This window comes from Oceanobacillus picturae (assembly GCF_000612865.1).
GTDB lineage: Bacteria > Bacillota > Bacilli > Bacillales > Amphibacillaceae > Oceanobacillus_B > Oceanobacillus_B jordanicus.
On sequence record NZ_CCAX010000001.1, the window covers coordinates 874,069 to 900,408 of the forward strand.

The following is a 26,340-nucleotide window of genomic DNA, read 5'->3' on the forward strand; positions in this document are numbered from 1 at the left end:
AAATAAGATGGAAATCCTTGTTATTAGAAAAACTCGCATTCGTTCGACTATTAACGAATGCGTACGTTTTTCTTATACTTGGTACTTCAAAATTTTAACTACGTCGTGATTGCCTTCTAGCTAAAATTTTATAATTTCCTAACGTGAATGAATTTCATAATTATTATTCCTTCTGTCTCAACGCTTTTGAGAGACAAAAAAAGAAGTACCTCCCCAAATCTTGTATAATGGTAGTTGACTATAAAACCATAAAAAGACTGAAGGAGCACTTCTTATGACTATTATACGACAAACAAGCTTATTTGGCATCCAAGAATTATACAAGATGGAACCTACCCAACGGTATGATTCAATTATATCCGAGATAGACGTGGATCGAATCTTCCATGAAGTGAATAAAAAATCACGACGTGGCGCTCCTGTGGAGCTTAATTATGCAGCGATGATTATCAGCTCTTTCATTCGCATAGTTGAACGTATTCCAACGATTAAAGATTTGGTGAAACGCCTGAATGATGATTTTGTTTTTAAATTGAACTGTGGTTTTCTTGTCTCGGACGAGACACCTTCCGAAGCTGCCTATTCTCGCCTGCTGACGAAACTTAGTGACTCTAGCGTTCTAGAAGAAGAACAGAAAAAAGTAGTCCTACAAGCCATTGTGGAAGGCTTTATTAGTGACAACACCGTCGCCATTGATGCCACTCACTTCGAAGCACGTGATCAAGCACCACCCAAAGAAGATAAGCCCAAAACAGAACCTAAAAAACGTGGACGCAAACCCAAGGAAGAACGGGAACAATGGTTACTTGAACAGGCTGAAATAGAAGCAAACTTGCCTCTTTATGAAAAGAAAATAGAAGCGCAATTAGACGTACCTTTAACCGACTTACGGGCTGAAGTCCCCCAAGCCCCAAAATGGGGCATAAAAAAGAACAGTGAAGGAAAAAATGTTTTCTGGTACGGCTACAAGGGCCATTTAGCTGTTGGGACATCTAGTCAATATATTTTACAGTCACTCTTTTCGTCAGGAAGTTTGAATGACGGAAAAGCCGCCATTCCCTTATTAAAAGGGGTGAAGGAACTAGCTCTTTCTTCTTTGCGCTACCAAACAATGGATGCGGGTTACGACTATGAACCTATTTATGAACAAGTACATCGAATGGGAAATCAGTCTATCATTGCCTATAATAAGAAAAATGAAAGGGAACCAATTGGCTTTGATAAATACTTTGCCCCAACTTGTTTTCGTGAGCATTCTTACCGTTACGATAGCTTTGATGCCAACTATGAAACGCTGAAATTCACGAGGCCAAAGGAGTGCAGTAGCTGTCCTTTAGCTAACGAAGGCATCTGTCAAAAGGTATATAAAGTAAAGATAACGCAAGACCTCAGAAGATACACAGCGCCAGCTCGTGGATCTAAAGCCTGGAGAACAATCTTTAAACGTCGTACAGCTGTTGAGCGCGTAAACGCATATCTTAAGGAGTTTTTTCAACTTAATAATGTTCGTTATCGTACCGGAAAGCGCGCCAAGGTTCATTTTGATATGATCACGCTTATTTACAATGCTTCAAAATTAGCTGCAGACCGTATGAATGCACGATTAAACCAACATAAAACTGCATGATTCCTGTTTTTAAGAATACAAGATCAGAATTCGGCTCGTCTTTGTATTTTTAAAAAGAGCAATTATGAAATTGACTCACGTACAAATAAAATGTTTATCCTTTATTCTTATGAACAATCCGGTATTTGATGGTTAAAAAAGGTATCGAGAAAATGCGCATCTTATGTGTCGCTCTCAAACTTCCATCCTGTTCTTCACCTACCACAAACGTTTCCTCTAGAGGAAGCGTTAGTACCTGCTTGCCAACAGCCAAATAGATCCCTGCTTGTTGCGCGTTTTCTTGTTGTTTACTTGTTAGTTGCAGGTTTCCGTTCTTATTCTGCAATGCAAGGGTGCCAATCATAGTAGAACCTGGAAGGGGTAGTGCAATATCCATGTAGGTTCTGTCCTCTCCTTCATGAAAAGAATAGATCGCAACAAATATTGTTTCCTCGTTCACCTTTCGCAGCCAGACACGTGGTTTTGTGCGTCCATCAACTGTTTCGCTAATCCCGATAATCCTCCCTGTCATCTCTACTTCCTTAGCAGAGAAAGGAAGATTAAGCTGCCCAATCCGCTTACTAATATGTTGATAGATCCAAGCAAAGGGCTTAAACCATCCGTGCCATTTCACTTGCGAAAAAAGCCTGTAATCATTGGTGTTTTCATAGAAATCAATCACCGATTTTGATAGACTCTCTCTTTCAATTTGCGGCTCGTAGATGTGCATGGAATCAACTAGCCCATTGTATGTATGCTCTACTTGTATAGTAGCTAACATTTTTTCTCCAATAACCCGCTCTCCCCTTATCCAACTGACTGGAAAAGATCGATGACCCGTATGCGCCCCGGGGCAACTGATCATCCAACCAATTAGCCCAACCATAGCAAATACGACTCCATTCATTACACCATGGAACCTGAGCATAAAGTCAATGCTTACATAAAACACACCTGTCATATTACCAAAGGCGTAGCATAGGGAGAACAAAATGGATATTCCCAACGCAGAAAAGGACAGCCGAATGAGCCATGCTTGTATCGGGCGGAAAAAGGTCGTTTTCCATGCTAAGATGATCAAGCTGTAGATCCCTATCATATAAAGCATTACACCAAGTAACTCCAGTACAACCGCATACGAAATACCAACTGCTACAAGAATGGGCGCCAATAAGATAGCTATACCAGCCATTTTATAAAAACGGTTTTGGTTTAGTCTTCCTAAAAACCCTCCAAAAACCGGTAACAAGAAGGAAGCATAATGAAAATGGATGCCTGTTAACCATGTTAAAATAGGAGAAAAACCAGTATCTAGCTGTACGACACTAGCGAAATACCAAGCCCCTCCAATTGCAAGGTACATGCAACCTATATCAATCATAAATTCTTCAAACCTGGCAAACCCACGCTGTAATAGTCGCTTTGCCCCAAAGCAAGCCACAAGTATCGTAAAAGCTAGATAAAAAAGCGCAAGGACGATATCCCAAGGTGTGCGCTGTGTCATTTCAAGCAAGAAAACAGCAGTTAGTCCGAGAAAAGCTGCATACGGCAGGATACGAAAAAATCCTTGCTCCGCTTTGCCTAACAAGTGGAGAGTTAGTGGCACAAATACTAATTGGGCAATACTTAGCAATAAATAATACCATGGCCCAGTACCGAATAAAGTAAGAATTAAAAATAACCCAATCATGCCTATTGCTACTTTATTAAATGTCATAATGGCGAAACGCTCCCTCATAGGCGAAAATGGTACCAATTAGCGGGTTTTTCACTTGCACGCTAATCGTGTACGCCTCCTTTTCTTCTATGTATGCTTCTTTAACAGTTGCTTTCCCTTGAAAGATGCTTGGCAATGGAATCTCAACTGGACCAAGCAGCAAGCGCTGTCGCTTGGAAGTGATGGTGAGTGCTCCATGATCGACCGCCAGTTTCAGATCCGAATAAACAATGGGCGGTTCTCCCAGATAATCCTCGATAATAGCCTCTTTTGCATTAAAACGCATTAAGGCATTGAAATAGCGTTGTTTTTCACCAAAGTAAAAAATACGCTCCCAGTGCACTTGTGCCTCCCCATCTCTTCCGGTACCCGGTGTGTTTTTTAACGTAAAAGGGACCCCTTTCCTCTCTCTCTGGAAAAAGTAATTTTCTTTTTACACCAAACAAACCAAGCGGCAGTAAGCCTTTTGGCACACCTTTTATTCCTTTCATGACACCCCTTGCTTCAAATGGACGGTTTTGTAAAAAGGTATAGCGTTGTTGGAGTTTTGGGTGTAATTGGTAAAACGACTGGCCTAATATTTGTTCGTATATCGAGACGGTCATGTTAATCTCCTTGCTTTCTTTTGCAGTTTTTTGCAGTTGGTACCCCTCGACTTGCCATCCAGCCGACCCAGGTTAAAACAAGCAATGCCACGTTAAAGGTGAGGGCATTGAATGGCGCGGTAAGCTGCTCTGGAGCAGCAAAAATTGCTCCTACTGTCAGGAGTGGAAAAGCGATAAACTGCAGTCTATACAGCTGACGTTTCTTTCGATAAAATAGCCAGCCTACCCCGAATAATACTTCCAATATCCCAATTATTATCACGAACATGATCGCTGTTTGTGTATCTACTGGAGCCACCTGTTGTAGCATGGACAGTTCTGCAGGATGCTGGTTTATGACCTTTGGCACTAAACCATGATAAATCCAGACAAAAGCGAAGAGAATAGTAGTGCTCCAGTGGGTAAAAAACCGTGTATACTGTGCCCATGGTTGTTCCCCTTTTTCGAGCCATCGCTTTACAACATCAAAACTAAGCGCTGTAGCCCAGCCGATTAACGGGCGAAATAGCAGGATATCAAAAAGACTTCCAAGCTTGCCAAAGCGTGTTTCATAATTATATTGGGTGAGGAAGGTGACGGTGTTATCGCTTTCTGGCTTGTACTTCCAATACCCTCTTCCTTCTCGAATAAGAGAGATTTTCTGATCTGTGCCAAAATGCAGTGAAGACGTTCTTGCATCGTCCTTTGCTTGATAGCTTCCCACACTTTCGCCCCAGCCTTTAATACGTAATCCAAATCCAATTTTGGTTTGATACGAAAATCGCTGGGGGTTTCCTTCCTTTTTTGGTAAATATGTAATGGAGGAAAATCGCAAATCCCATTTTTCATGGTGGTCAGGGCGCTGGGTTGCCTCCCATAAAGATTCCATGTCTGTATGTATTGGTAATTCTACATAGATTGGTTTGGGCTTCATAATACCTCCCCTTAGAAATATGTTTATTTCAAATATAACATAGATTCCGTTATCTTTTTTCCTGTTTTCAAAGCTGGCGGAATAAGTAAGGTTCTCACCACATGTTAGGGTACAAATCGAAGCTTTCATAAATTACCATTGTTAAAACTAGGTCGATTGACATATACTATTAGAACAAACGTTCTGTGAGAGGTGAAAGAAATGGACTACTCCCAATATGCTCGCAATGATGTGCTCTGTATTGATATGCGCTCCTTCTATGCAAGCGTGGAGGCAGTAAAATTGAACCTAGATCCTATGACTGCACTGCTGGCCGTTGTCGGAGATCCCGATCGACCGGGAAGTATTGTCCTGGCCGCATCGCCGGCACTAAAGCAAAAATATGGTATCAGCAATGTTAGCCGTTTCTTCGAGCTACCGAAACATGACCCCGAGTTGTACATCGTGCAGGCTCATATGGCAGACTATTTATACGTTTCATCAGAGATTACGAAGTTGCTATATCAGTACGTACCAAAGGAAGCCATCCACCAATATTCTGTTGACGAAGTTTGGGTAACGGTTAATGGGATGGAAAGATTATTTGGGACCCGTTGGGAAATCGCCGAAAAAATAAAAGAAGATATCTTAGAAAACTTTGGCATCACTTGCTCTATTGGGATTGGGGATAATAAATTCCTCGCAAAAGTGGTGATGGATTTGCATGCAAAAAAAGTTGGCATTGCCGAGTGTCGCTATGAAGATGTAGAAGAGAAGCTTTGGCCATTCCCTGTGGAAAAAATCTGGGGAATTGGCGGCAGGATGAAACGTAATTTAAATCGTATGGGAATTGTCACGCTTGGCCAAATTGCCCGTTTCAGTCTTGACCAGCTAAAGAAACGATTTGGTGTGATGGGAGAGCAGTTGTACTGGCATGCATGGGGAATTGATCTTAGCCCAGTGTTTGGCAACTTTACGAAAACGGAACAAAAAGGCTTCGGCCATGGTATTTCCCTCTTAAGGGATTATTCGGCAGAAGAGGCCCCTATTTGCATCCTGGATTTATGTGAAGAGGTATGCCGCCGTGCCCGCACAGCTGACCAAGCTGGGAGAACGATTCATCTTGGGATCTCTTATTCAAAGGAAACAGGTGGCGGCTTTTCCCGTTCCCAATCTGTCAGTATTCCGACAAATGTAACGATGGATGTTTATGGCGTCTGTCTCCAACTTTTCCGCAAATTTTATGATGGAAAAAGCAATATTCGCCATGTCTACGTCACATTGGGGAATTTATTTGCCAAAGGGGAAACCCAGTTAGATCTTTTTGAAGATCGACCTAAGAAAAACGATATTGGCTATGCAATGGATGCTATTCGTGACAAATTTGGTACGACCGCCATCCTCCGTGCCACTAGCTATACAAACGCAGGTATCACCATTGGTCGGAGTAAGAAAATCGGTGGACATAGAGCATAACCTCCACTTTGAGAATACAGAGAGAGCACCTGGCCAATAGAAGGCCTGGTGCTCTCTTGTAAAACTATTCTGTCAGCAATGGATAATATCCTTCTTCATTATGTGTTTCTGTTCCAACTAGAGGGGGATTGAACACACAGACCATGCGCATTTGCGTTTTTGCTCGTAAATGATGTTTATCATTTTTATCTAGAGTATACATCGTCCCCGGCTTTAGTGGATGTACCTTTCCGTTCTCCACCTCTTCAATCTCGCCTTCTCCTTCAATACAGTAAACTGCTTCAATATGGTTCTTATACCAGAAGTAGTTATCCGTACCAGCTTTAATAATTGTATCATTCATACTGAATCCACAATTATCCTTCTTCATCAAGAATCTGCGACTCGTCCAGTTATCACCAGATGTTTCGTCCTCTGTTCCAATAATATCTTCAAGTGATTTTACAATCATTATTATTCCCCTTTCTATCGTCTCTCTGTTATGCGGTTACTTGGATTATGCTCTCTTCTAATATAGACAAGCCTTTTTCCAGACCTTCCCTATCAATAACTAACGGTGGTAGAAACTTTACGACTTCATCATTTGGTCCGGAAGTTTCCACAATTAGCCCGCGCTGGAATGCTTCCGCACAGATTTTGCCAGCAAGCCCTTCCTCTTCAATGGCGATTCCCTGCATAAGGCCTCTGCCTCTTGCTTCCCCTTTTAGCTGGGGATATTTTTCAATTAGCTTCTCTACTGTTTCTCGCAAGAAATTTGCTTTTTCTTGCACTGCTTCACTGAATTCTGCGCTTTCCCAATTTTTCAATGCTTCCGTAGCTGCGATAAAAGCCAGGTTGTTTCCACGGAAGGTACCATTATGCTCACCAGGTCCCCATTGGTCGTACTCTGGTTTAATCAGAGTTATAGCCATTGGCAAACCAATACCACCGATTGACTTGGACAGACAAACTACATCTGGCTCAATGCCTGCGGGCTCAAAACTGAAATAGGTGCCCGTTCTTCCGTTGCCAGCCTGTACGTCATCAACAATCAGCAAGATATCCCATCGCTTACAAAGTGCTTCCACTTTTTTTAGCCAGTTCATTCTAGCAGCATTTATACCACCTTCGCCCTGGACAGTTTCTAATATAATGGCAGCTGGTAGGGCTACACCGCTTCCACTATCCTCTAAAAACCTTTCCAAATATGCAATGGAGTCCTGATCCTCGACATAATCATCAAATGGCATAGATACCGTATGATGTAATGGAACACCTGCCCCATGTCGCTTAAAGGAGTTCGCAGTAACCGAAAGCGAGCCAATCGTCATCCCGTGAAACGCGTTTGTAAAGCTGATAACCGAATCTCTTCCTGTTACCTTACGAGCAATTTTCAATGCACTTTCCACGGTATTTGTCCCTGTAGGTCCAGGAAACATAATTTTATAATCGAGATTACGAGGTTTTAAAATCACTTCATTGAAGCGTTCAAGGAAGTTTTTTCTAGGAGTCGTTCCCATATCGAGGCTATGAATGATCCCGTCATTCTGTATATATTCAATGATTTTATCCTGCATTGCTTGATCATTATGACCGTAGTTTAATGTTCCAGCACCAGCAAAAAAGTCAATATACTCTTTACCATCTGTATCCCAAAGCTTATACCCTTTCGCTTTGTCAAAAATAGTCGGCCAGCCCCTGCTGTAGCTTCGAACTGCCGATTCCATTTCTTCAAACGTTTTCATTTTCGTATCTTGTATCACTGCAGTAGTCATGAAATCATCCTTTATCATTTTTTGGTCGGACCGATTTTAAACAATAACTCATCTTCATGGCCATCCTGTGGGAAATCCATCGAGGAAAAATAGTCTGTAATCACACAGTTCGTATCCAAATCCCGAGCAAGCCCCTTAAAAAGATTAGTAGAAGCTATATTCGATGGAGAGACTGTTGCCTCAATGTATCGTACTTCATCACATACAGTACGCTTCAATATATTCCTCAACATGCTGGTGGCCAGCCCTTTTCCTCTTCCTGAGTCATGAACTGCCACCTGCCAAATGAATAACGTATCAGCTTTTTTTGGATGTAAATATCCAGAAATGAAGCCACATATTTTCCCACTATTTATTGCCACAACCGATGTATCGGAGAAAATATCGCACCACATTAAATAGCTATAAGAGGAATTTAAATCCAATACACCAGTATGTTTAATGAGTTCCCAAACCGCTGCGCCATCTTTCTTTACAGGATTACGAAATGTTACATTTGTTTCTATCTCAGCAGGACTCGCTGCCGAATTCACCTTCTGATTATAAATGCTCTCACCTCCTGTTTTTCATGTAAAAACACGTACTTTATAAGACTAATAAGAATCGATTCGCACGTCAAAATGGATTAAGCATGGTATAGCGTGTTTAATCAGGATATAGTGGGATGAGAGTAAGATGAGTATAACGATGCTATTATTATCTGGGAAATGGTAACGAATAGAGCGAATTTTACGTAATTGTTAATAATCAGACTAATTCATAGCCTAACTAGGGATTTTTTTTGAGAACATGCTATACTTGTATAAGAAAAATAGTAAAGAGGTGACTTACATAGATGAAATCATTACGAAATCGCTACAAGCTGATGATCGCTTTTCTAGCTATCATGTTACTTATTGCCCTCCTAAACGGTTGTGGCAGCAACACTGAAACAGAAGAAAATGATACAGAACAAGATAACGGGGAAGAATCCACGAACGATGTCACAGATTATCCTGAAGTGAATGAGAACCCAATCGTGACGATTACGATGGAAAATGATGACCAAATTATCGCAGAACTATATCCAAAGGTTGCTCCTAATACGGTGGCGAATTTCATATCACTTATCGAAGACGGTTTTTACGATGGTCTGACTTTTCACAGAATTGAACCAGGCTTCGTCATTCAGGGAGGAGATCCAGAAGGAAATGGTACCGGTGGCCCCGGTTATTCCATCGCTGGCGAATTCGAATCAAATGGTGTTAAAAATGATTTAATACATGATCGAGGTGTTCTATCCATGGCAAGGTCTCAATCGCCCGATTCGGCCGGCTCCCAATTTTTTATCATGCTAGAAAGCTCTCCTCATCTGGACGGAGACTATGCAGCATTTGGTGAAGTTACAGAGGGAATGGATACAGTAGATGAGATTGTTGCAGCAGGTAATTCAGGAGATACGCCTGTTATGAAAAAAGTAGAAGTAGACACAAAAGGCTACGATTACCCAGAACCAGAAAAACAATAATGGCTTTTACACAGTACAAAAGCGCAAGCGCCCGTTTTAAGGAACGCCGACCAAGTTCGCCTCGTTCTGAGGCAACGTCGGCATGACCCGGATCCTCCGGGCCCACGTAGCGAGTGGAGCGAATCAACTGAGATAAAGGAATCATGCCCCTGCAAAAGGGGTATGTCGGCGTTGGCCGGCAAGGACGTTTTTAGTCGACCGACCTTAATTGAGGAACCGATGATGGCTTTCACCCTCCGGGTATAAGGGCGACTTCGTGAAGTCGCCTAGTTTCTGGGCTCTGGAGCTGGCCGTAGCTAATTCAGTTACTTGGTTATCCACAGTACTCACAATCTATAATTTCCTAGACAATTAGAAAAAGAACAGAGACGCGCAAAAGTTGCTGGCGTCTCTGTTCTTTTTTTGGTTTGATTTTAGCGATCTAGTATTTCTCCTAAAAAGCTCTTTCCCTCAGCAGTGGAAGGAAGTTTGAAGAAATCACAGAATGTAGCACCAACATCTGCCATGGTCGATCGTTCACCAATCGATACCTCTTTTACCATGTCACCGAATATCATGATAGGTACAAACTCTCTTGTATGGTTAGAATGCCCAATTGTAGGATCATTTCCATGATCCGCCATTACGATCAAAATATCATCTTGGTCCATTAATGGTATAAATGACTCCCGTAGCCATTGGTCTGTTTCATTTAAAAGTGCAGCATACCAGTCAGTGTCTTCCGCATGTCCAGCTAGATCTGTTTCCTGAATATTCACTAGGAATGCAGCCTCCTCAGGCTCCTCTCGATAAGTCTCTGAAACTGTCTTTAGTAGTTCTGTCGTATTGACGAGTGGGTTTGCAGGCCCTACCCCTTGAAGCACATCTGCGGTTTTGCCCAATCGATAAACTTTCAGCTTATGCGCAGCCGCAATCATCGGAAACTGCTTGTCTATTTCCACCCCATATCCCATATGAAAAACATTGTATCCATCACCATAAACATTTGCTTTCGGGGTATCAACTCCCCATTGCTCCTTATTCTTTTGTTTCACACACGAAAGAATGTGCTCAATGGATGTGAAGGGCCCTCCGAATGCGATGACCCTTGTCGTGTCAACATTTTCACGAACAGTTTTACCAAGTTTTTTCACTTCATCGAACGGCATTTTCTTAAAATCAGCGGTAACGTTTACAATATTTCCAACAGCTGATTCAAGGTTATCTGCTACTACTGCAGCATTATTTACCAAGAGTACTGGGCACCCCGCAATGGGGTAGATTACGGAGTATCCACTTGCCTCTAATGCTTCTTTTATTTCTCCATGAATAGCTGACATTAGGCGTCTATTTGATTTCTTCGGACAGCTTCCCGCGATCTCTTGATGTCCAAGATAAGTGTCCGCGCCATGATGTGCAAGCCTCGCATAGCCGTAGGCATTTCTAGGTGCCGGCTCGTTATCTACCAGTGTACCTAAACCAGATGCATACATAAATGGAATCTTTAGGTCTTCTCGTTTTATATCCCGAATATGCTTATAGGTATTCGCGTGAGAGTCAGACGGAACATACTGCTCATAATCATCCATGGCGCCAATCCCAAAGCTATCAATTACGATAAGTGTCATTTTCGCCATGTACTACCACTTCCTTTCCAGGTGCAAGAGCTTTGGTTCGCCAGATTGTATTCCTTGCACTAGTGCTACATGGGCACGGGTAACGAAAATCTGCGTCCTGAAAGAAAAAATAGCTGTATCTCCAATATCGATTGTAAAACTACTTGGAGCATCTATCGTCCCATAATAATCAATCGACTCAGGGCTGTGCTCTTGGACTGTTGTCTGTTGTTTGAGAATGGTAGCTGGATCATGCCCGACAAGACATCCCCCCATGTTGGACCGACCGTAATAGCCACCCGCTATCACCTGAAAGTTCCCTTTGTACGTATGAGAGACTTCCGATACATAAATGATGGCAGGTTCTTCTGGCAAATCCTTAAAAGCATGAAGCGGTGTCGTTCCAGTCAGTGCATGTCCTGGTTCTCCGTGCGTAACTCCTTGAGCTGCCAAAAATGGAATAGTCTCACTGCTAGTGCCACTTGGACCATTAATCTGCTTTATCGTAATACCTTTTTGTTCTAAAGTTTTTTTTGCTCGTAATAATGTGGTTAGATTATTTGTTGGTATCATCTTCGATTTATCCGGAGCCAGTTGCAAGTTTGGAAAACTAGTTATTCCAACAATCGTTACGTGGGAGAGATCCTGAATTCGATCTATCGTCTCTTCCAAGTCCCTAAGAGGGATACCACCTTCCTGAGCACGGTATATATTATCATTTTCGTCCATTACCTTTAAGATAATGTCTTGGTCGACACCAGCGAAGGCTGCAGCTTTTGCTAGCTGCACTGCACGTTCATAAGAAAAAATCGTTACAACTTCCGGCTTCCAGCTAAGAACTTCTTCCCATTGATGTTTACCTGGCTGTACGAGATGCCCGATATTGCCTATAGGAATACCATTGTCGGCAAGCAGCTTCCCTTCGTCAAAATCTACCGCTACCGCTTTTTTAATGCCACTTTGTTTAATCACCTCTGCAATTTTTGGTAATCTTCCCAGCTGCTTACTCATAAAATAAAGTTCCATTCCATAAGCGGAAGCTTTTTCTTCCAGCAGACGTGTATTCATTTTTAATGCATCCACATCAATTATATAGGTGTTGGGAGGAATTTCTCCATTTTGATGAAGGGACATTCCGGCTTGTATTAGCGCAGGATTGCGTCTTTTTGTTACATCTAAAAACATGGAAGCACCCCCCTATCTTTATGTCTGTTCCATTAGTAGTACTTTTAGAAAAACTCGCATTCGATCGTCCTTTAGGGAAACCTTGAAGCCTCCTTGATGCTAGTTACAGGCCTGGATTGCCTCGTCTATAATTTGTAACACTGTATTTGCACCAGATTTCATTGGATTTATACGCAAACCATATTCTTTAAGTCTTGGCTGCGCTTCTATAAAACTTCCAGAGACACGATAAACCATTGGTATAATTTCATATTTTGATTCTGCGCCTACAGGATGCGTTGCAGCTCCTAATTCATTGCTTTTTCTAATTACTTCCTGTGCAATCGGTTCTTTCAATTCTACAATGACATTTTTGGATTGCGCATTCGTCATATATGCTGCTTCTACTCCCTCTATCACGCCTTCATTAAGCCTCCTGCACAATGCCTCAACCTGCTCATTTTGAGTAGCCAGCGAAACGGGTGCAAATGTCATCATTCGCAGTAGCTCCATTGCTTCATACCCTTGAACCTGGCCACCGCCAGAATAGTTTCGTTGTTGTAATACGTTAACTGCATCTGCTTTCCCAGCGATGATCCCTACTCCCTCTGGTCCCAACAATTTAAAGCCACTAAATGTAGAATAATCTGCTCCATATTCCACACCAATTCCATAAGCCTTCATTGCACAGTAGTTATCATCTACAATTACGGGAAGATCTGGTCTTGTCTGTTTTACTATGGATATTACCTCTTTTAAATTGTATGTGTCAGTTGGCTGCTGGCGTGCATGCTGCACAAAGAATACGCGGCAATCTTGGTCGTTTTTCACTGCTTCCGCAATAGCCTCCAAATTGTTGTAGTCAACAGCTTTCGTTTTCAAACCGAGAATGCGTAGTGTATCTTTTGTCGTCGTGTAAACTGGTGCCGTATGAATAAACATCCTGTCACCAGGGTCCATTAATGTACTTAGGATGATACGTATAGCACCAGTTCCAGCCCCCCGGACCAATGCCGCTTTTTCTGTATCAAAGAAATCTGCCAATACACGTTCTACCCGTTCGGTTTGCTCTGGTTTTTTAAATCGGGGGGCGACCCCAAGATCACCCATTGATAAAAATTGATCCCCAGTGAAATGAGCACTCATTTTATCTACTAGTTTAAATTGCAAAGCTTGTGCTTCAAGAATAGATAGTGTAGGTAGGACAGAACCTGCGTACTTTAATTTAGTTGTATCATAGACCATTTATCACATCTCCTTTATCCCGGTGCAAACGTCCGTAAGACTCCCACTTCAAAACATGAAGTGAAACCATGAAGTTTAAGTGGGAGTAAACGGACGCTAACACCCCGATTCGTTCAGCTAACAATCAGTGGGGGAAGAACAAAAACCCCCACTGATTGAAGTTTCACTTTATTGCAAAAGCATTTGCGGGATTATTAATAAGCAGATCCATGATCACTTCTTCATTAACACCGCGTTTACGGAGTTCTGGAATGAAATCTCGTAATACAAGGTCATACCCAGGTCCGTCATGTTTATGCCAATGGGATTTGCGTGTAAGATCTGCAGATAATAGCACTTGTTTGTGATACCCTAGCTCAATAAAGTCGAGCAGGAAAGCAAGACGCTCTTCATCTGGCCGATAATTATTCTTGCCAATCGTATCAAAGCCAATGTATACACCGGATTGTAGAACATCAAGTACTTCTTCTTTATTCGGATTTAAATCCTGATGGCCAATAATGATTTGTTCTTTATCGACTCCAAGTCCAAATAACATCTCCACCTGTTTACTTCCCAGTGTGCCAAGTGAGGTGTGAGTAGATACTGGAAGCCCAGATTCCCTTGCAGCATGCCCTGCGCCTAAGATCAGTTCCTTTTCAATTGGTTTGATCTCATTTACACTTGTGCCAACTTCGCCTATAACGCCAGGGTAGATGTCTGTTCTCTCTATCCCTTCCTTAATCTCTTTTAAAAAATGTGCTGCAAATTCGTCTCGTCCCCAGTCTGCTGCAAATTCCGGAATGAACGGGTCCTTATAAAAGCCCGTACATGTTACGATATGCACACCTGACTGTTCACTTAATCGCTTAAGACGATTAACATCTCGCCCCATTCCGTCATTGGTAAGCTCTACTATAGATTTACCTTTCGCTTTATAAAAGAACGATAGCTCTGACAACATTCCTCCCTCATCATCTAAAATGGTGTCAGGGTCCCCTTTAATCCTAGACAAGTCGATTGATAGATGCTCATGTGCGGCACATATACCAAAAGCTTCTTTTTCAATTTTTCCTAATACAGTCTGTATCATCAAGTAGCCTCCTAGGTTATTATTGCGGTAATGTCATAATCCCCATTAGCACCAAAATGTTTGCGATAATCCCCACAGCTATAGCGCCGACAGGCCCTACAGCCATCCGTACAATTGGCCGACCAGCAATTTCATTTAATAGGTAAAAACCAGCTATAAAGAAGAACCCGAAGCCTGGTGCAATCATATTTGCTGCGTTAGCTCCCCCGATAAGTAACGCAACTTCAAGCAATTTCGTCATTGCACTTCGGATGTTCTCCCCAGAGTTTCTCACACCCGGATATTTATCTAGGAATCTAGCAATAACACTTAGTAGCATTACTTCGAGGAAGATGACAATCGCCCCAACAATGACAGCAATCCACACATTAGGAACAAATAGTCCCACAACGAAGATCAGTGTAAAGCCAACAGGACTATAAACCCCTGTCGCAATGGCTGTACTGGCAACAAGCGGGATAAAACCAATCGCTCTTGCAGCTGCTGCAATCCCTGCATCTGCCTGTTTTCCTTCCGCAAGAAGGCTTAATGAAATGGGATCACCTGCCATAAGCAGTAAATTCGTTGCCCCCGTGATAAGCGCTCCAATAATCATGAAGAATACAACATTTTTCTTAATTGCTTTTACCTTTTCACTGAAAATAGAAGCAAGATCCACAGAACTGCCTTCTTCTTGTTTTTCCCGCATCGCAAAACCAAACAAGAAGATCATACCAGCAATCAATGCCATCCCTTCTTGATTAAGCGTAATAGCATTCCCACCAATCGAAAGGAATCCACCTTCGTTCATAAATACAGCAAGCTGCCTAACGAGTGCCGCTACTAAAAAGGTAAGAATCCCTTTTTTAATCGTAAACTGCATAGCAACCGCTAATGCCGGAAAAGCCATAAAGGTGACAACAACAGGCGTTCCAACTTCACCCATTGGCTCAAGAAAATTCACTGGCAAATGTTCGAATAATTTCACGAAACCTTCCAGTCCGATTAATAAGCCCCAGCCATACACTGCCCCAATGGCTGCTGCCAAAGGTGTTCCCCATTTGTTTTTTGGTGTAATGAGTCCAATAATATCAGTACCAAGTAAAATACTGTGGATTAAAATAATACTAGCTGTTACTGTAAATGGAATGCCGAAACCAACAACGAGGCCAAAGCTCATTGCAAATGCTGTAAGTCCTAATTCTCTACGCTTTAACCTTCCTTCTATATGCTCCCCAACTATTGGTCGTAGCCCATCATTAAATACTGCGATATTCATATTTGCTAGCACTGCTGCCACTGCACCTATTAAAATAACAAAAATCATATCCACTTTCGTTTCCCCCTTTTGTTATCTACGCTTTATTTTTTAATGCATTTAAAATCATAGGGATTGCCTTTTCCATATGGTCGCCAGTAAACCCGAATGCCTTTTTACCGGCATTTACGGCTTCTATTACTTTTTCCTCTTGAGGCTGCTTCCCTGGCATGGAAACGGTTTCACATTGATCCCGACCAATCATAGCAATAGCCATAGCTAAAGCTCCCCCGCCGCCAGTGTGACAAGCGCCAACATAATAATCCGCCTGACCGGTTTTAATTGCCATAGCTGCGTCCAAATCAGACTTCACGGATGTTTCAATACTTGCATCTAATTCTTTAATTAACCCTTCAATTGCCTTCTTTTCTACTTGGCCACCGATAACAATTTTCATTTTTTATCTCCCCCTTGATTTGCTTCTATTATGGTAGTATAGTGCATTGATAAAAACGCTTTCTCTTCTTCCGGCAGTGTGTGTCCCCATATTTGCTCAATATTTTTTATGTGATTTTCCGCAGTGGAATAATAATCTGAATTTCTTACTTCTCTCATAATTTCGGAAGATGGCGCTTCCAACGTCTCCCCTTCGCCAATCCGTGTAATTGCGGAAGGCAAATGGGTGAAAAGCATCTCCGATTGTTGTAAATCTTCCGTCTTTAATTCTGTTACTAAATAATCAAACGCTCTTACCGTGACTTCGCATGCTGGCTTTGAAATAACATTACCTAACGCTAGAATCTGCAATCTGTCCTTCAATTGTTCTAGATTCATTCTTAAACCTCCATCAATATACAGTTTTCTGTATATTGATTGAAAAAGAAAAACCGCTATCTCTTTTACTGTCTAATAATGCGGCAATTTCTCTTTTCTAACAACCTTCCTTTGTGTTTCCACAATATCCATTATATCTAATTTCCCTAGATATTTTTTTACATCTGAACGATCCTTTTCAATCAGCACTACTGAACTTGTAGCTTTCTCAGAAATTTCCCTAGCTTTAGGAGAACGAAATGTACCGACACCCATATCACCATTCGTGCGGTTTTCATCAGCATTCCACACTGCGGCATCGATATCACCGCTAAGAAGCATATCAAAAAGTTGCATATAATTTACCGGAACCAACTCGATTTCAAGTCCTTCACATTCAAGCAACGTTATTTTTGATTGATCTATCGATGTATAATCTATCCCAACCCTCATACCATCTATGACTCTGTCATTCTGTTTATTAGCAAAGAAAACCTGGTGAGTAGATACATAAGTATGGGGGCCAAAATTGACTGCTATTTCTAAATTACTGTCTTTCGCTATTTCCTCTTCTGCTGCAAGCTGTGACATAATGATAAAATCATAGCGGCGAGTTTTTAGTGCATCCAGCCTTTGTTTAGATCCTCTCATATAAGCCAGATTAATGTGGTTTAACATGGATTCTGATGCCTCAATCAATCCGGTGGCTAGCCCTTCATATTTTGTAGAATATGGTAGCGGCATCGCTCCTATAAATGATCCGTCTCCAGCTATTTCCTTTAATAAGTGAACATCTTTTTTAAGCAAAAAAGTACCCATATGACCTCTTGCTTCAAGTTTTATCGCATGAATATTTTCCAATACTTTAAGGGCACCTTGCACAGTACCATTACCGATGGAAAACTCTTCCGCAAAATCACTCACCCTAGGAATGCGACTTCCTTCCCTTATATGCAACATTTTGCTAGCAATTTCTTTTGCCGCCAGCCCATTCTTTGAATATAAACCTTCCAAAATTCTACTCATTTTAACCTCTCAAGTTTACAAAATATTGTATATTGTGAATTATAACGCTTTCATAGGTATAGTGCAATGAAATAGGCTATTTTTTAAATGTATGCACTTGTAATAATCACATATGATACTTATGTTAATTGACCTTAAATTCTTACTCCCAGAAACAAACCTGCAACTTATTATTATCCAGGTCATAAAAGTTAAAAAATCTATTATCACTGTCATCTTGAATTTCTGTTACCAAAACACCTTTTTCTTGTAATTCCCTATATGTATGCTGAATATCTTTAGTGAAAAAAATAGGATATGCTTGATTTTCTTTTGCTAAATTACGCCCTTCCTCAAGTGTAAGTGACACTTCACTGTTTCCAACGGTTAATACTTGGTAATTATCACCCTTATAGCTTATTCTAAACCCTAATTGTTGATACCACGTACTCGATTCTGGTAGATTACTAACTGTTAAACAGATCGTGTCTATTCTTTCAAACATTTAAACGACCTTCCTCTCTCATCTACTTTTAAATTATATTTAAATTCCCTATAGAATTTACTCAAACATTAAAATCCTAGGATCCTTATCATAACAGTGTACAAGCATAGCATGTAATTGTCCCCTGTGATGATAAACGTGTGCTAAAATCTCTAATAGCCATTCATACCTTGTATAGGTTACACCCCAATACGAAAGGCTTTTAGATAGGAGTTCCTCTTCTGACAATTTCATATAGTTACTCTCTAACGCTCTAAAATTTTTTCGCAATCCTTTTCTTATAGCATTCAAGTTTTTATATGATACTCCTGAATAGAAATTCCTCATTTCTTCTTCAGATGCTTCATTGGAAATACGCCAATCAGCTTCACAAATAACTGCTAAATGCTCTAATAATTCTCCAACTGAATGTTTATTAGGCGTTGGTCTTTTTTTCAGATCTTCCTCTTCTAATTGATCAATAATTTCAAGCACCGTATTTACAGCTACTTTAATTTGGTTTAGTACACTTTCGCAATGCATCACAAGCTCCTTCACTAGGTACAAACATATACAATTGTGAACTACTCCCACCACTTACCAACCTTACAGGTTGCTTGAAGTGGGGGCTTCTTGGGTAATCGCCACTTTTGGTAGCTGACGAAATTGACCAAGCTAACCCTCTTGTTCCAAGAGTTTATATTTTTACTAGGCACTTGCTAATAAGCGAATACCTTCCTTTTTGATATTGATTGCTGAATTGTAATCTCTGTTGATACATAGACCGCAAGTACATTGGTAGATACGTTCTGATAACTTAACTTCTTTTACTGAACCACAATTTGAACAAATTTTCGTGGATGGGTACCATTTATCTATTTTGATAAGTTGCTTCCCCTGTTCTTTTAGTTTGTATTGTAAGAAAGTAGTGAACATGCCCCATCCGTTATCAGCGACGCTTTTACCAAACTTTAGCGCTTTTGACATCCCCTTCATATCTAAATCCTCAATCACAACGGCATCATAAATAGTTACTAATTTCTTTGATTTGTGGTGAAGAAAGTTCTTGCGTTGATTTGCGACCTTCTCCCCGATTTTAGCTACTCGAATACGTTGTTTATTCCAATTGGAAGAGCCTTTCTTTTTACGAGAAAGTTTACGTTGTTCGATTGCTAATTTATCAAGCATTTGTTGATAAAACTTAGGGTAATTGGCTTTTTCACCCGCACTATCGACAAATAACCCATCCATCGCAAAATCTAGCCCAACTACTTTTTCAATTTTTTTGCTTTCAATCTCCTTCTCATACTCTACAAGAATAGAAATATAGTATTTTCCCGATGCAGTCATAGTTATGGTACAAGATTTGAGTTGGTATTCTGATGGTATCTTTCTATGTTGTTTGACTTTGACCATTTTTAGTTTAGGTAATTTGATATGACCATCTAACAATTGAATATTTCCGTTTACCATATTTGTTGTGTAGCTTTGTTTGTGTCGTTTATTTTTGAATTTTGGGAACTTCGCATTCCCCTTGAAGAAGGCTTTATAAGCTTTATCTAAGTTTAGTTGAGCGTTCGCTAAAGCTAGAGAATCTACTTCTTTTAGCCATTCATATCCTTTTTTGTATTTGGCAGGAGTTGGGTGTTTTATCTTCTTTAATTCTTCTTTATCATCTTTTAGGCTTTCATACGTTTCTTTTCGTTCTGCTAACATTTTGTTATAAACAAAGCGAACACATCCAAAGGTTTTGCGTATAACCAATTCTTGTTCTTTTGTTGGATAGAGACGAAACTTATAGGCTTTATTTTGTTTAGCCATATCAAATCACCTCACTTTAATCCTTGCTTTTCAATATATTTTTTCACCACTTCGATAGGAGAGCCACCAGTGGTCAACAAACAAAAACTTCTTGACCAAAACATTTCTTTCCATAACTCTTTACGAACATGAGGAAATTCCTTCTTGATAAGTCTTGAACTGGCACTTTTATAGGCATTGATGAACTTCGATACTTCACAACTAACACAAGATGGTAATACATCAAGAACACTGAATGATTATTACTATCTAATTCCATTGTTATATCATTCCTTACACTTTATAATACTGATTATACCATATTGAGCAAAAAGGCAAACGGAAAACCCTTTGGGCTATCGCCCAACCGAAATTCATCTCCCCCTTACCATTGGGCTACGCCCTTCACATGCTTGAAAGAGGGAGACTTCTTTCGGAAGTACGTTAAAAAAGGAGAAGAGACCAAAACGTTCTCTGGTCTCTATGCTGGAGTGATTTTATCAGATTATTAACTTCTCCAGTTCCTTCAATACTTCAAACGCACCGTCCGATTCATTTGAGCAAACTACAATACTTATAGAGTTCTCTGGATAGTATACAGAACGGAAGTTACAACCTGGGTCATACCCCATTAGAATATGCTTTTTCACTTTCCCTTGGTCCATATCCACATAGCCACCATAGCTGAAATAAAGATCTTCATCTACTTCTATTTGTGGCTGGAAAAGTTTTTCCGTCATTTTTTCGGACACTAATCGGTGGGTGAAAAGAGCATCCCAAAAGGTGACCATATCTTCAGCTGTTACAAACGCACCACCATCTGCTCCACCTTTTGCTGGTACGGAAAATATATTTGTTTTGTAACTGCCATCAGGCTCTTCAATATAACCCAGTGCAGTGTTTTCTGGCAGTTTATCCATTTCGAAGTAGCCTGAATACATCATTCCTGCCTTCTCAAAAATAAATCGCTCCACATAATCAGTAAATTTCATCTCGCTAATCTGTTCAACAATTAGGCCTAACAGGATATACCCTGCATTATTATAGTGAAAGTCACTACTTGGTAAAGACGTCATTTCTCTATTTTGGAACAATGGAAGAAAGTCATGTAGGCTGCGGATTGCGTAAACTGGATTTTCTATCCAAAGTTCCTCATAATCGTCCATCTCTTCTTCATCAAAATAATCCGGGACCCCTGAAGTGTGTGTCAGCAATTGATGAATGTTTACTTCTTTGCTGTAAGCAGGAAAATCAATAGGTAGGCATTCATGGAGCTTTGTTTGAAAGCTTAATAGCCCCTGTTCAACAAGCTGACAAACTGCGATAGACGTAAATATTTTACATCCTGAAGCAATACCAAATCGCGTCTTATAGTTATTTTCTATTCGTTCGGAACGGTTTGCAAAACCAAAGCTTCCACTATAATCGATCTCATTCTTCTTCGCATGATATACTCCTGAAAAATGCATTTCCTTTTGTAATAATTGTATTTTCCGTTTTACTTCATTAGCATTCATTTAAATCCCCCTCCATTATTTAAGTTTTTATTTTAGAGAGGGCCGTTAGTACTTCCCTCATATTTGAATAATAATCATCATGTCCATCAGCTCCCTACAATTAAATACTCTTTAGTATATTATCACATAATTTAGAATACAGATAAGAAAATTTTAAAAATATAACATTCTTCATACCTAAAATTTGTTCCAAATGAAAAAAAGACTTCATCTGAAGCCTTTCATTGTTTATAATACGTCATTGTTATTTTGCTGCGCTTCTTGGACTTGTTGTCTAATATCATGCAGTTCCTCATATGCTTGCTGGAATTGCGGATTTTCTGTTAGCTCAGTTCCTTCATTTGTTTGTAATGCTTGCAGTGCTTGTTCCGCCTGTATTAATTGTTGTTCAGCTTGTTCAATCAATTTGTTATTCGCACCTTGTGCATCTAAGACTGCCTGTTGTGCGCTTATTATTTGTTTATGTGCCTGCTGAAGCTTCTGATGTGTACTTTCTTCCACCATATACATCCCCTTTATTTAATAAGATTAGTTATAGTTTCTCAGAAAATAACCTATTTATGTACGAGATGGGAAGAAGGTGTATGAATGTGATACGTATCATAAGAACCAATTGACACATAGCCAAGTTTGGTAGCCAATTTAGCTGATTTTAAATTAGCGGCATCCCAGCTTGGATATTGTCCTCTCTCCAGACAATTCACTATTAAAGCAGCAGCAACACAAGTTGCGAGCCCCTTATTACGGTGGTTATCATCCGTCACAATCTCTATCTCTATTCCCTCATCATAAATACTGTATGATGCGGCAGCACTTACTACTTTTTCATCAAACAAAATAGCAAAGCCGATCCCTCTTTCCAGGAAATCTGCAATCGAATCAAATTGCTTAATAAAATCTGGAGATACTTTAAATAAAGAAGGCATGCTTACAATACTTTTGTCTATCTTACGTAATTCATATCCTACAGGTAAATTTGCAGTAAGCTTTCGGAGATAAGTGGGATCCAAATCCTTATGTTCTTTCCGAAAAGCATGACGCTGAATTCTTTCAGCATTTCCTTTATGTACTTCCTCAATGCGCATTTTCCATTCATCATTATCGACTATAGCGAGAATGTGTTCTGGCACGTTTTTCAGAAGGTCTTCTACTCCTTCTGCAGCCGAATTACCGGCAAAAAATGTAAAATCACCTACCATTATTTGTGCAGCCTCCGGGTTCTCCTTGTTATTCACCCATGCTTTTCCCATATGTCCTTGCAAGCAGGAAAGTATAGTGGTGTCTTCCATTGCGGTAAAATATTTAGAAACTTTTTGCTTTATTTCTTGATCGGCCTCATATATCATTTCTAAACCTTCTCTCTTTATCTCTTTTAAGCAAGTTTCTCATACTCTTTTAATACGAGTTCTAGAAACTGTTTGTTATATCGTGTGTAAAAATGAAGTTTCTCCACCCATTGATCCACATTTTTAAGTGCCGGCTCTTTGATTAAGCCTTCCTCTGTAGAAAGAAAGCTTTCCCAATTATAAAACTCCCAATGAGCCAAACCAGATTTGTATGGTATCCTGCATTCAAGTAATGGCTGTGGCTTTATTGTCTTTTGAGAATGCTCAGCTGCCTTTAAGCAATCACGCATTAAAATAGGAGTTAGCTCAAAAATTTGCCTGGAAGCTTTTCCATTTGGTCGGTAATATTGTACTTCTAGTTGCTCCCCAAGTTTTTCAAATTGGATCTCGGCTGCCGGAAAATACCCCTTCTTTCTTCCACCACCGTAATTTTCCTGCCCTACATCAATTGGTAAAGGTCTCAACCATTGATCTCCCAGATCACAAAAATAAAGCTTTCCTTCGCTATCCAAAGCAATAACAGCTATATGTGCATGGTCACTCTCAAGATGATGCCCAATAGGATATGCCGAAATTCCTGCACGCTTGAATTCATCCAATAACCAAAGCGAAAGATCAAAACAATTTCCTATAATCCCAAACTGTTCTCTATGCTCTCTCATTTCTGTGACTTCTCGTTGCCTCCCACCCTCTTTTTGCAAATGAACCCAAAACTTCGTTAAGGTTTCCATTGGAAAATCATCAAACTTTCCCCATACAGTCTGGATATAATTGGGTACATGAAGCATATAGGCATAAGTCATTATATCTAAAATAATACTATAAACAGTATTCTCAATAAAGCAAACGTTTGAAACGATTCTGTATTGCTGTCATATTAAACGTATCGTTCCTGTAAAATATAGGGATAAAACGAAAGAGGGTGAGCAATTGCTTAATGGAATGAAAATACTTATTGCTGGTGGTGACGCTAGATATATAGAAGTCATTAATATGTTGACGGAACATAATGCCCAGCTTTACCTAGCAGGATTTTCACAACTGAATATAAATAAACAAGGCGTAACGAAGGTTAATGATCTCCAGCAGCACATAGAAAATATGGATGCAATCGTATTACCAGTTGCCGGAATAGATGATGAAGGAAAAGTAGAAGCTCCATACTCTGATAAACCAGTTAAAATAAACGATGTGTTATTTAAAAAGACCCCCGATCATTGTAGGATTTATAGTGGAACCGCAAAGCACCAACTAAAAGAGATGGCTAAATCGGCAAATCGAAAACTGACTACTTTATTTTCCAGAGACGATCTTGCCATATATAACTCCATCCCAACAGCTGAAGGAGCCTTAAAACTAGCAATAGAGAATACAAATGAAACGGTGCATGGTTCAACTATTACTGTCCTCGGGTTTGGGAGGGTTGGTGTAACGGTAGCCAGGTTATTTTCAGCTGTTGGAGCAAACGTAACCGTAGCGGTTAGAAAAAAAGCGGCCTTTGCACGCTTATATGAGTTAGGAATAGCAGCAATAGATATGACAGATCTTGAGCAACATGCTAGCAAGACAGACATTTTTATTAATACAATTCCCGCACCTGTGCTTACAAACAGTATAATACTAAAAATGAAACAAAGCGGATTAATTATTGATCTTGCATCAAGCCCCGGAGGAACGGATTTTAACTTTGCAAAACAACAAGGGATACAGGCATTGCACGCATTAGGTTTACCAGGGAAAACGGCTCCTAAAACAGCAGGGAGAATCATTGCTACTATTCTTCAAGATGAACTACTTTCTAACCACACAATAGATTAAGATAATAAAGTGAACCTTTATTTGGTTGGGGTTTTACTGCCAGTTGAGGCGGGATAAATCATGACTATCTTAAAGTATAGTATCATTTTCTAAATTCTGTACAATATTGCCAAAATAATTTATTATCAATAATAGAATTGATCAGTAATTTTTTTCTGAATTTATTGTTCACTATTATTTGGAGGTTTCAATATGTATGCAATTACAAATGCAATAATTTATGACGGAAATGGCAATTTACTAAAAAACCACACTATTCTCGTAAAAGATAGAAAATTTCAATCCATTGAATCCGACGTAGCTGTTCCACATGGTTATGAAGTGATTGATGCAGAAGGAAAGATAATCACACCTGGTTTAATAGATGTACATACCCATTTAGGTGTATCAGAGGAAGGCGTAGGTCGTGAAGGTAGTGACTTTAACGAAACGAGCGATCCAGTTACACCGCAGGTTCGAGCTATTGATGGAATTAATCCAATGGAAACTGGTTTTGCTGATGCCAGAAAAGCGGGAATCACGACTGTTCAAATAATGCCAGGAAGCGCTAATGTTATCGGTGGTGAAATGGCTGTCTTAAAGACAAACGGAAATATCGTGGATGAAATGATCCTTCGAGCTCCTTCAGGAATGAAAGCAGCTACAGGGGAAAATCCTAAAATGTTTCATGGGGGTAAAGGAAGAATGCCGACCACCCGTATGGGTGTTGCAGCAAGGCTTCGGGAGAAACTAATCGAAACACAGAATTACATGGACAAAGAGAAAAAAGAGAGAGACCTAAGTCTCGAAAATCTTACTAAGGTATTAAAAAAGGAAATACCGTTACGGGTTCACGCCCATCGCGCAGATGATATTGTAACAGTTTTACGTATAAAAAAAGAGTTTAATATAGACATTACGATCGAACATTGTACGGAAGGTCATAAGATTGCCGAATATATTGCAAAGCATGACGTATGTGTATCGGTTGGTCCCACGATGTCAACTCGTTCAAAAGTAGAATTGAAGGATAAAAGTTGGTCCACCGCGAAAGTACTCATGGATGCTGGGATTTCCTGCTCTCTCACAACTGACCATCCTGTAGTAGGAATTGAATACTTAGTAACAAGTGCAATCCATGCCATAAAACATGGTTTGACTGAACAGCAAGCATTGCAAATGCTCACAAGCAATGCTGCAAAGCATCTTGGTGTTGAAGACCAAGTTGGTTCCATTGAAACCGGTAAAGATGCAGACCTTGTCATCTGGAACGGTAACTTGTTTGATTTGCGTAGTAAAGTTGAAACATTGTTTATTAATGGGGAAATAGTTAATACGGAACAATAAAAAAATGTCAGCAGACCTGCTTAACAGGCTGCTGACATTTTTGCCTATACCCAAACAAAAAGGGCTATGCATACAAAATGCATAACCCTTTTTCCATTTGCCTGGCGGCGTCCTACTCTTGCAGGGGCAAAGTCCCAACTACCATCGGCGCTGGAGAACTTAACTTCTGTGTTCGGCATGAGAACAGGTGTGACCTCTCCGCTATTACTACCAGACCATAAAACATGTCTTTAAAATAGTGACAACCAAGGCATCCACCGTGCGCCCTTATTCACTTAACTAAGTTACAGTAAATAAGCGTGCTAATTTCTTAGCCTTGCTTTATTTCAAGCTGAACAAATTGTTGCAGCTTTAAAATTTG

At 40.2% G+C, this 26,340-nt stretch carries 26 protein-coding genes, 1 rRNA gene and 2 pseudogenes; 5 read left to right on the forward strand and 24 right to left on the reverse strand.

Features of this window, described 5'->3' with window-relative positions:
- Positions 1–274 precede the first annotated feature (274 nt).
- The gene (locus BN988_RS04410) at positions 275–1,627 is read left to right on the forward strand and encodes a transposase (RefSeq protein ID WP_036573490.1); all 1,353 of its coding nucleotides are present in this window, start codon (positions 275–277) and stop codon (positions 1,625–1,627) included.
- A 94-nt stretch (positions 1,628–1,721) separates the two neighbouring features.
- Here the strand turns inward: BN988_RS04410 and BN988_RS04415 are convergent, their stop codons facing one another.
- From BN988_RS04415 to BN988_RS04425, 4 genes and pseudogenes are all read right to left on the reverse strand, one after another.
- Positions 1,722–3,323, reverse strand: coding sequence for a YndJ family protein (locus BN988_RS04415; protein ID WP_036573515.1), 1,602 nt, complete (start codon positions 3,321–3,323; stop codon positions 1,722–1,724).
- Positions 3,313–3,681: pseudogene (locus BN988_RS19140) on the reverse strand (DUF4166 domain-containing protein); the annotation flags it as partial. The gene BN988_RS04415 and the pseudogene BN988_RS19140, both read right to left, overlap by 11 nt.
- Positions 3,635–3,928: a DUF4166 domain-containing protein gene (locus tag BN988_RS19390; RefSeq protein ID WP_051557645.1), complete on the reverse strand. Its 294-nt coding sequence runs from the start codon at positions 3,926–3,928 to the stop codon at positions 3,635–3,637. The pseudogene BN988_RS19140 and the gene BN988_RS19390, both read right to left, overlap by 47 nt.
- 1 nt (position 3,929) lies before the next feature.
- The gene (locus BN988_RS04425; RefSeq protein WP_036573517.1) at positions 3,930–4,841 is read right to left on the reverse strand and encodes a DoxX-like family protein; all 912 of its coding nucleotides are present in this window, start codon (positions 4,839–4,841) and stop codon (positions 3,930–3,932) included.
- 201 nt (positions 4,842–5,042) lie between these two features.
- Between BN988_RS04425 and BN988_RS04430 the strand changes: the two genes are divergently transcribed.
- On the forward strand, positions 5,043–6,296 hold the full coding sequence (locus BN988_RS04430; RefSeq protein WP_036573519.1) for a DNA polymerase IV: 1,254 nt from the start codon (positions 5,043–5,045) through the stop codon (positions 6,294–6,296).
- Between the two features lie 64 nt (positions 6,297–6,360).
- On the opposite strand, the gene BN988_RS04435 is transcribed toward BN988_RS04430, so the two are convergent.
- From BN988_RS04435 to ectA, 3 genes are read right to left on the reverse strand one after another with little or no spacing between them, the layout of a single operon-like run.
- The gene (locus tag BN988_RS04435) at positions 6,361–6,747 is read right to left on the reverse strand and encodes an ectoine synthase (RefSeq protein ID WP_036573521.1); all 387 of its coding nucleotides are present in this window, start codon (positions 6,745–6,747) and stop codon (positions 6,361–6,363) included.
- A 28-nt stretch (positions 6,748–6,775) separates the two neighbouring features.
- Positions 6,776–8,050, reverse strand: coding sequence for a diaminobutyrate--2-oxoglutarate transaminase (gene ectB, locus BN988_RS04440; protein ID WP_036573523.1), 1,275 nt, complete (start codon positions 8,048–8,050; stop codon positions 6,776–6,778).
- A gap of 14 nt (positions 8,051–8,064) precedes the next feature.
- Positions 8,065–8,583 (reverse strand): diaminobutyrate acetyltransferase, encoded by a 519-nt coding sequence (gene ectA / locus BN988_RS04445; RefSeq protein WP_051557647.1) that lies wholly within the window; start codon positions 8,581–8,583, stop codon positions 8,065–8,067.
- Positions 8,584–8,885: 302 nt separating this feature from the next.
- Here ectA and BN988_RS04450 point away from each other — a divergent pair, with 302 nt between their 5' ends.
- Positions 8,886–9,557, forward strand: coding sequence for a peptidylprolyl isomerase (locus BN988_RS04450; protein WP_051557649.1), 672 nt, complete (start codon positions 8,886–8,888; stop codon positions 9,555–9,557).
- Between the two features lie 413 nt (positions 9,558–9,970).
- On the opposite strand, the gene BN988_RS04455 is transcribed toward BN988_RS04450, so the two are convergent.
- The 16 genes and pseudogenes from BN988_RS04455 to BN988_RS04525 form a co-directional block, all read right to left on the reverse strand.
- Positions 9,971–11,173 (reverse strand): phosphopentomutase, encoded by a 1,203-nt coding sequence (locus BN988_RS04455; RefSeq protein ID WP_036573526.1) that lies wholly within the window; start codon positions 11,171–11,173, stop codon positions 9,971–9,973.
- Between the two features lie 3 nt (positions 11,174–11,176).
- Positions 11,177–12,337, reverse strand: a complete 1,161-nt coding sequence (locus BN988_RS04460; RefSeq protein WP_036573528.1) for a YhfX family PLP-dependent enzyme — start codon at positions 12,335–12,337, stop codon at positions 11,177–11,179.
- Between the two features lie 99 nt (positions 12,338–12,436).
- Complete coding sequence (locus BN988_RS04465; protein WP_036573530.1) at positions 12,437–13,561, reverse strand: aminotransferase class V-fold PLP-dependent enzyme; 1,125 nt, start codon at positions 13,559–13,561, stop codon at positions 12,437–12,439.
- 163 nt (positions 13,562–13,724) lie between these two features.
- Positions 13,725–14,633 (reverse strand): phosphotriesterase family protein, encoded by a 909-nt coding sequence (locus BN988_RS04470; protein ID WP_036573532.1) that lies wholly within the window; start codon positions 14,631–14,633, stop codon positions 13,725–13,727.
- 19 nt (positions 14,634–14,652) lie between these two features.
- Entirely contained in the window at positions 14,653–15,939 is a 1,287-nt protein-coding gene (locus BN988_RS04475; RefSeq protein WP_231495223.1) for a YhfT family protein, read from the reverse strand.
- 28 nt (positions 15,940–15,967) lie between these two features.
- A complete protein-coding gene (locus BN988_RS04480) occupies positions 15,968–16,327 on the reverse strand; it encodes a DUF2620 domain-containing protein (protein WP_036573536.1) in 360 nt (119 codons plus the stop codon).
- On the reverse strand, positions 16,324–16,704 hold the full coding sequence (locus BN988_RS04485) for a PRD domain-containing protein (RefSeq protein WP_036573539.1): 381 nt from the start codon (positions 16,702–16,704) through the stop codon (positions 16,324–16,326). Before BN988_RS04485 ends, BN988_RS04480 begins: the two co-directional genes overlap by 4 nt.
- 72 nt (positions 16,705–16,776) lie before the next feature.
- Positions 16,777–17,709 (reverse strand): GntR family transcriptional regulator YhfZ, encoded by a 933-nt coding sequence (gene yhfZ / locus BN988_RS04490; RefSeq protein ID WP_036573541.1) that lies wholly within the window; start codon positions 17,707–17,709, stop codon positions 16,777–16,779.
- Positions 17,710–17,851: 142 nt separating this feature from the next.
- Positions 17,852–18,193 carry a VOC family protein gene (locus tag BN988_RS04495; RefSeq protein WP_036573544.1) on the reverse strand — a complete coding sequence of 114 codons (342 nt, stop codon included), beginning with the start codon at positions 18,191–18,193 and terminating at the stop codon, positions 17,852–17,854.
- Between the two features lie 57 nt (positions 18,194–18,250).
- On the reverse strand, positions 18,251–18,715 hold the full coding sequence (locus BN988_RS04500) for a DinB family protein (protein WP_036573546.1): 465 nt from the start codon (positions 18,713–18,715) through the stop codon (positions 18,251–18,253).
- A gap of 165 nt (positions 18,716–18,880) precedes the next feature.
- Positions 18,881–19,993, reverse strand: coding sequence for an RNA-guided endonuclease TnpB family protein (locus tag BN988_RS04505; protein ID WP_036573548.1), 1,113 nt, complete (start codon positions 19,991–19,993; stop codon positions 18,881–18,883).
- Between the two features lie 11 nt (positions 19,994–20,004).
- Positions 20,005–20,252 (reverse strand): annotated as a pseudogene (tnpA, locus tag BN988_RS18565) (IS200/IS605 family transposase).
- 220 nt (positions 20,253–20,472) lie between these two features.
- Complete coding sequence (locus BN988_RS04510; RefSeq protein WP_036573551.1) at positions 20,473–21,489, reverse strand: serine hydrolase domain-containing protein; 1,017 nt, start codon at positions 21,487–21,489, stop codon at positions 20,473–20,475.
- 228 nt (positions 21,490–21,717) lie between these two features.
- The gene (locus BN988_RS04515; protein WP_036573553.1) at positions 21,718–21,993 is read right to left on the reverse strand and encodes a hypothetical protein; all 276 of its coding nucleotides are present in this window, start codon (positions 21,991–21,993) and stop codon (positions 21,718–21,720) included.
- A 50-nt stretch (positions 21,994–22,043) separates the two neighbouring features.
- Entirely contained in the window at positions 22,044–22,835 is a 792-nt protein-coding gene (locus tag BN988_RS04520) for a GNAT family N-acetyltransferase (protein ID WP_036573556.1), read from the reverse strand.
- A gap of 26 nt (positions 22,836–22,861) precedes the next feature.
- Positions 22,862–23,497: a hypothetical protein gene (locus BN988_RS04525; protein WP_231495188.1), complete on the reverse strand. Its 636-nt coding sequence runs from the start codon at positions 23,495–23,497 to the stop codon at positions 22,862–22,864.
- A gap of 268 nt (positions 23,498–23,765) precedes the next feature.
- On the opposite strand from BN988_RS04525, the gene dpsA reads away from it, so the two are divergent.
- The gene (gene dpsA, locus BN988_RS04530) at positions 23,766–24,653 is read left to right on the forward strand and encodes a dipicolinate synthase subunit DpsA (protein WP_036573559.1); all 888 of its coding nucleotides are present in this window, start codon (positions 23,766–23,768) and stop codon (positions 24,651–24,653) included.
- Between the two features lie 192 nt (positions 24,654–24,845).
- Positions 24,846–25,979 (forward strand): amidohydrolase, encoded by a 1,134-nt coding sequence (locus BN988_RS04535; RefSeq protein ID WP_036573562.1) that lies wholly within the window; start codon positions 24,846–24,848, stop codon positions 25,977–25,979.
- Between the two features lie 99 nt (positions 25,980–26,078).
- Here BN988_RS04535 and rrf read toward each other — a convergent pair.
- Positions 26,079–26,194: ribosomal RNA gene (gene rrf / locus BN988_RS04540) — 5S ribosomal RNA — on the reverse strand.
- Positions 26,195–26,340 lie beyond the last annotated feature (146 nt).